The organism is Nonomuraea sp. NPDC049152 (genome assembly GCF_040648355.1).
In the GTDB taxonomy this organism is placed as follows: Bacteria; Actinomycetota; Actinomycetes; order Streptosporangiales; family Streptosporangiaceae; genus Nonomuraea.
Window position 1 is genome coordinate 23,484 of the sequence record NZ_JBEZDO010000057.1, and the last position, 6,112, is coordinate 29,595.

The 6,112-nt window shown below is 66.7% G+C and carries 7 protein-coding genes; 5 read left to right on the forward strand and 2 right to left on the reverse strand.

Annotated elements, in window-relative coordinates; all coding sequences use genetic code 11:
* The first annotated feature begins 46 nt into the window (after window positions 1-46).
* Window positions 47-844, forward strand: a complete 798-nt coding sequence (locus AB0B45_RS49690) for a tyrosine-type recombinase/integrase (RefSeq protein ID WP_358145777.1) — start codon at window positions 47-49, stop codon at window positions 842-844.
* A gap of 262 nt (window positions 845-1,106) precedes the next feature.
* On the opposite strand, the gene AB0B45_RS49695 is transcribed toward AB0B45_RS49690, so the two are convergent.
* On the reverse strand, window positions 1,107-1,961 hold the full coding sequence (locus AB0B45_RS49695; RefSeq protein WP_358145778.1) for a hypothetical protein: 855 nt from the start codon (window positions 1,959-1,961) through the stop codon (window positions 1,107-1,109).
* Between the two features lie 538 nt (window positions 1,962-2,499).
* Between AB0B45_RS49695 and AB0B45_RS49700 the strand changes: the two genes are divergently transcribed.
* A complete protein-coding gene (locus AB0B45_RS49700; RefSeq protein ID WP_358145780.1) occupies window positions 2,500-2,910 on the forward strand; it encodes a VOC family protein in 411 nt (136 codons plus the stop codon).
* Between the two features lie 8 nt (window positions 2,911-2,918).
* Here AB0B45_RS49700 and AB0B45_RS49705 read toward each other — a convergent pair whose 3' ends face one another.
* Entirely contained in the window at window positions 2,919-3,836 is a 918-nt protein-coding gene (locus tag AB0B45_RS49705) for an IS5 family transposase (RefSeq protein WP_358145788.1), read from the reverse strand.
* A gap of 118 nt (window positions 3,837-3,954) precedes the next feature.
* Between AB0B45_RS49705 and AB0B45_RS49710 the strand changes: the two genes are divergently transcribed.
* From AB0B45_RS49710 to AB0B45_RS49720, 3 genes are all read left to right on the forward strand, one after another.
* A complete protein-coding gene (locus AB0B45_RS49710; protein ID WP_358145789.1) occupies window positions 3,955-4,344 on the forward strand; it encodes a flavin reductase in 390 nt (129 codons plus the stop codon).
* Between the two features lie 356 nt (window positions 4,345-4,700).
* Window positions 4,701-5,204, forward strand: a complete 504-nt coding sequence (locus tag AB0B45_RS49715) for an RICIN domain-containing protein (RefSeq protein ID WP_358145782.1) — start codon at window positions 4,701-4,703, stop codon at window positions 5,202-5,204.
* 194 nt (window positions 5,205-5,398) lie between these two features.
* Window positions 5,399-5,782, forward strand: coding sequence for a GNAT family N-acetyltransferase (locus AB0B45_RS49720; protein WP_358145784.1), 384 nt, complete (start codon window positions 5,399-5,401; stop codon window positions 5,780-5,782).
* Window positions 5,783-6,112: the final 330 nt, after the last annotated feature.

A 6,112-nucleotide genomic window follows, 5' to 3' on the forward strand; every position in this document is an offset into this window, starting at 1 on the left:
ACGCGCCCCGCTGGATGGCGACACCCGACGCGCCTACGACTCCCGGGTGCGAACCTTCCTCGCCTGGCTCGACGCGAGCGGTCTGGACGGCGACCCTCTCACCGACGCCCACGACCGCGACTACAAGACCCACATGAAGACCGTCCTGCATCGGGCGTCGAACACCGTGAACGCCCACCTCACCGCGCTGGACCACTTCTTCTCCCAGCTCGGGCTCGGCCCCGCGATCGTCCGCCGCGACGACGCGCCCAAACTCGCGCCCCGCGCCCTGGACGCCCGCCAGCAGAAGCGGTACTTGCGCGCCGTCGAACGCCGCCCCCTCGCCCGCGACCGCGCGATCGTCCGGCTGCTGTTCTACTCCGGCGTCCGAATCGCCGAGCTCGTCGCCCTGGACGACAACGACGTCCCGCTCTCGGCCCGCAAGGGCAAGGTCATCGTCCGCTCTGGCAAGGGTGAGACCTCCCGCGAGGTCCCGCTGCTGGACGGCACCGCCCGCGCCTCGGTCACCGAGTGGCGCACCGAGCGCGCGTCCTGGCCCGGCGCGGCCGACATCCCCGCCCTGCTCCTCAACCGCCGCGGCGGACGCCTGTCGACCCGGGCCGTCGACCAGCTCGTCGACGAACTCGCCACCGACGCCGACATCCTCGACGACGCCGGCGCCCTCGCCCTATCCGCCCACATCCTCCGGCACACCCTCGCCACCAACCTGCTGCGCGCGGGCGTCGACATCGTCGTCGTCGCCGAACTACTCGGCCACGCCCGCCTCGACACCACCCGCCGGTACACCCTGCCCACCCACGCCGACCTCGAAGACGCCGTCGGACGCCTCCCCACCGATCAATAGGGCACCGCTGATCTGGGCGAACTCAAACGGGTGTACCTGGTTGCACGACTCTTACCGATACCCCGAATCCAGGGGTCTTCAGCATGAACCCATTGGTCTTCATGCTCTGTGAACGATTCTAATCCTTGGGTTCGCGGGAACTCGCAGGGTCTTGTTGGTCGGCCGCGGTCGCCGAAGCGCTCTGGCGTTCGGCGTGGCGGATCGCGGTCTCGAGATCGCGGCGAACATCGCTGCCAGGCGCAGCGGGTCAGGGCCGCAATCCTCAGAAAGCTCCGCCCGCCATCTGGGCGCCGTTGACGCCGTAGTGGAGGGTCTTGCCGTCATGGCGCACCGGATGCCCGACAGGAAGGAGCTCGCCCCGCGACGCCGGGTCCCTCTTCGCAGGCCACTCCTCAGCGACCTGGGCGAGTGATCTGCCGGATAGCCGGGACGGCCGGTGCGTTGCGACCTTGATTCCGCGCTCATACTGGAAGGCCATTGACTCGCTGATCTCCCAGGCGCAGGCGTCAAAGCCCCAGACCTGTTCGAGGTCGCGCAACACGACCCATCGGGTGACTGTGTCCCCGTTGTTGGTCAGCAACAGCTCGACCTGCAGGACGAAGTAGTCGAACCGGTTTACTTGAGCTTCATCAAGCTCTCCGGCCCCCGTGGCGGCCGAGCGGCCATAGCCCGCGAGGCTCGGATTCTCACGTAGGAGCGCCAGCCCGCTGGCGACGGCGCTCGAATGGGGATCGAGCTGGAGCGCCCTTTCGTAAAGGCCGCATGCCTCGTCGGCCCGCCGCTCCCTTTCTTTATCCCACCGTTTCGAGTGACGTATCCCCAAGGCCATGTCCCAGAGTTGTCCGCACTGAATCGACAACAGGGTCGCCAAGAGGAGAGTCGCCTCAACGTCCTGCGGCCGTGCCGCCACCGCCTGCCGCAGCCACTTCTCCGCTTCCGGCACGTAGCCATAGCCGTCGGTCTGCGTGTCCGACCATGACACCTGCAGCAGCATATGCCCCAGCTCTCGTGCGGCCTCCGGGTCTTCCGCCGCATCCGCACGCAGCGTCCCCAGTACCTCGGGGAACGGACGCCTGGCGGCGATCAACCGCCGAACGCTCTCGGGCCAGTTCGTCATGGAGCGGGAGTCTCCCATGCGCCGCCGACAATCCGCTTGGCGGGTCATGGGGTTGCCATTAACGTGGCGGCTGGTGTCCTCCTTGTGACATTCCAGATCAGCGATACCCCCGTCTGGCCCTCCGCGATGGCCAGGGCCCGCGCCACCCCAAGATCCCGTACCACCGCGGCACCGACTAGCTAGGGCTTCCTCGCCTTCACCGAACCAGCAAGACGAACGACGAGGACGATAGACCTTCAGAATCTCTGAGATCTCATCAATCCTGAGACTTCCGGGAGTACCAGAAAGAAGCCCCAAGTACAGGGGCAAGACAGGCGGGAGGGAGCTCAACGAACTCTGAGGTTATTTCTTAGTGGGACAACGAGCCGCTGAAACCCTCCAGCCGACGGCGCTCGGCGACCGCTAGGGCCTGTTTCGAAGTCGTTTGATGAGCAATGGCGCGGTCGGTGCCAACGTTGCCAAGCTCGAGGACTACCGAGCCTGGCCTCGTGTTCGGGGCAACTCTCAGGCTCCCGTGATCTTCTGGCAAGCTCGCGGGATGCTCAAACTCACCGATTTCATCATCGACTGCCCGGACACCATGAAGCTGGCGGCTTTCTACTCCGAGGTGACAGGCCGCCCGATCAAGGAAGGCAGCCACGAGAACTGGGCCGGTATCCAATTCGGTGAGATCGAGCTGGCCTTCATCCGGGTGGACGATTACCGCGCCCCGCAGTGGCCCGACAGCGAGCACCCCAAGCAGTTCCACCTCGACTTCGAAGTGGACGACATCGAATCCGAGCAGCGCCGCGCCCTCGAACTCGGCGCGACGCTGCAGCAGGACTTCATCGGCCCCGAAGGCTACGGCTGGCGGGTCTATACCGACCCGATCGGCCACCCCTTCTGCCTGTGCCGCAACAAGGGTGTCATCTGGACCGACCAGGGCCCGATCTGGCCCAAGGACGACTAGGACCTGACTCAACGCGAGGTCAGCAGCCAGTCGTTGATGATGACGATGTGGAGGCTGGCCTCATAGCGGACGGCGAGTTTGTCGTAGCGGGTGGCGGCGCCGCGGTGGCGTTTGAGTCGGATGATGCCGCATTCGACGGCGTGACGGCCTCGGTAGTCCTCGCAGCTGAAGCGGGGTGGACGTCCCCCGGCTCTGCCTCGGTTCTTGCGGTGGCGGATCTGGTCGGCAGGTTCGGGGATCGTCGCGAGGATGCTGCGCCTGCGCCGGTAGGCGCGGTTGGCGCGGGAGCTGTAGGCCTTGTCGGCGCGCACCCGGTCAGGCCGGGTGCGCGGACGACCGGCCCCGATCCGGGGGACGTTGATGGCGTTCAGGACGTTCAGGAACTGCGGCGAGTCACCACGCTGGCCCGCGGTGAGTAGCAGCGACATCACCTTCTGGCCTTGCTCACAGGCGAGGTGGATCTTGGTGGTGAACCCGCCTCGGGAACGTCCCAGAGCGTGGACGGCGGGCTCGGTCGTGACGCCACCGGCGGGCTCTTTCTGCGGGGCAGATCGTGCGCCGGCGGCGTGCTGGTGGGCGCGGGCTGTTGTGGAGTCCACACTGATCTCCCAGCTGATCCGGCCGACCGCGTCAGCCCGGGCCTGCAGCTTGGTGATGATCCCCGCCCAGACACCGAGCCGCTGCCATCGGCGGAACAGCGGGTACACCGCCTGCCAGGATCCGTAATGTTCCGGGACGTCCCGCCACGGTGCGCCGACCCTCACCCGCCACCGGATCCCGTCTATGAGCTGCCGTTTCGTCCACGAAGGCGGTCGTCCCGACCGGACGGACACGGGCAGCAGTGGCTCCAGCCGCGCCCACTGCGCATCGGTCAGATCAAACCGCCGCGACACAGCTAGGGTGGCCACGAGGTCTCCGGTATTCAGGTTTTTCTTGGTCGATCAACCCATCTACCGGAGACCTCATCTACTTCACGAACACCAACACACCGGACTTCGAGACACGACCTAGTCCTGTCCTGCGGACCGCACTCCGCAACAACGACTGGAGACGTTCGCGTCGGCGGCCGCGGCGGCGCAGGGTTACCGATACGAGCCGGACAAGTTCTCGGCCGCGCAGCTGACCGAGCAGGCGTCGGAGCTGGTCCGGGCACCTCGGGTCGCGGAATGCCCGGTCCAGTTGGAGTGCAGGGTCGCCTCCTCGTACCCCTTCGGCAGTCCCGCTCCTCATGCCACTGCCTTTCAGGTCGAGATCCTTCGCGCCCACATCGAGGAAGACCCGGTTATCCCAGGGACGCACTATGTCGACCCGCTCGGATGGGACCCGCTCATCATGAAGTTCTGCGAGTTCTTCGGCGGTGGACACAACGTGCATCCGTCGAAACTCGCCGAGGGCTGGAAGATGCCGCATCAGCTCCGGCCAGCGGTCGTCTGAGCTGGTATCGCCTGGTGGCAACCCGCCTGTGTTTCGTGGTCATTCGTGCGGATGATGGCGGTACGTGTGGCGGGGATGGGCTGTTCGACGTGGAGCCGGTCGAGAAAACAGTCACAGGGCCGTCGGGCGGCGTACGGCACCGGCCGCGCCTCACTCCCGGACCCGGCCGTCGCGCGGGGCATGGGGCAGGGGTGTCCGGTGGCTGACGGGGCCATGGAAACGCGTGAAGATCGGGCTAATAATCGACGCGTACGGCGATGCAGAACCCCCGGCTCACCGCTCCCCCGAAGGCCCTGATCCCGTCAATCGACAACGTCGAAAGGCAGAAGATGCGTTCGTCGAAACGTGCTGCGGCGGTGCTCTCCGCCGCAGCCCTGCTGTCCCTCCCCGCCCTACCTGCCGAAGCCACCACGACCTTCACCTTCAGCAACCTGCACAGCGGCAAGTGCCTGGAGGTGGCGTACGCCAGCACCGCGAACCTCGCGGACGTCGGCCAGTACACGTGCCACAGCCTGAACAACCAGAAGTGGTACATACAGTCGGCCGGCGGAGGGTGGCAGACCCTGATCAACGTCAACAGCGGGAAGTGCCTGGACGTGCTCGACTGGAGCACCGCCGACTTCGCGACCGTCACCCAGGACACCTGCGACGGCGGAGCCAACCAGAAGTGGGAGCTCGTCCAGGTCCTGATCGGCCCCGGGCAGCCGAGCAACAGGATGATGCTGCGCAACCAGAACAGCGGCAAGTGCCTGGAGATCCTCAACTACAGCACCGCGGACTTCGGTGAGGCAGTCCAGTACAGCTGCTACGAGGGCGCCAACCAGGTGTGGGTGTCGCCGCAGTGGTGGTGGCCCACCTGATCCCCACCACTCCCCGACCGACCACACCTGATCAGCTATCACGGGTGCCCGGGTGGTGACTTAACAGCTCGGCTGCTCTCTTGTCGGCGGTGGACAGGATCGTGGACACGGCCCCACTCGGGTCGGCCTTCGAGGAGGATCGGTACAGGAGTCGCCTACCGGACAGACCGGGCCGCACAGCCGACCGGGTGGGGGTGTATGCCGCGGCCGTCAACGCCAGATCGGAAGCGATCACGCATGCGATCGCCCAGCCCAGCCGCCCTAGCCTGCCCTTCGACGCCCAGACCTCGTTCTACGAGTTCTCGATCGTCGCCGCTGATGAACATGCGCTCGGCCACGTCCGGTACGAGGTATGCGAGCCGTGCGGCGTCGGCCTCCTCCTCAAGATCAGCTTCTCGCCTGACTGGCAGTTCTGCGGGCTCGGGACCCTCGCCCTACGCCAGCTGGAGACCCGTCACCCAGAGCTGACCTGGTACACCACCTGCCAGTACGCACACGCCAAGGGCTTCTACCAGCGATACCGGCAAAGCAGCGCCAGCCCATGGGCCGAGAAGCGGAATCCCTGCCCGCACTTCTGAACAGAGACCGCGGCCAAGGCGGAGCGGCGGGGCCGGATCGACCTGGCGAGCCCGGCTAGCGTCCGCGGGGTGGCTGCTCGTCGGGATTCGCGCCGTCATGTTGCCAGCGCCACCTGGCATGGGTGTCGAAGCCGCGCGGTGGGTCGGGGCGGTGGGGTCGGCGTGCCAGAGGTCGGATCCGGGTGGAACGACGGTGTCAGTTGAGCCGTCGACCACGCGGACCCCGGCCGGGTGTCCACCACCGCCGGGGTCCGCACCCTTTCACTTCCCCTTCTTGCACCCCTTCAGGGGGAAAGCCGGTGGCTCGGTCCAGCCCGACTCGGGGCCGTG

Coding starts and splice junctions, on each gene's coding strand:
- AB0B45_RS49695 (WP_358145778.1), bottom strand. CDS start 1,961: ATGACGAACTGGCCCGAGAGCGTTCGGCGGTTGATCGCCGCCAGGCGT.
- AB0B45_RS49700 (WP_358145780.1), top strand. CDS start 2,500: ATGCTCAAACTCACCGATTTCATCATCGACTGCCCGGACACCATGAAG.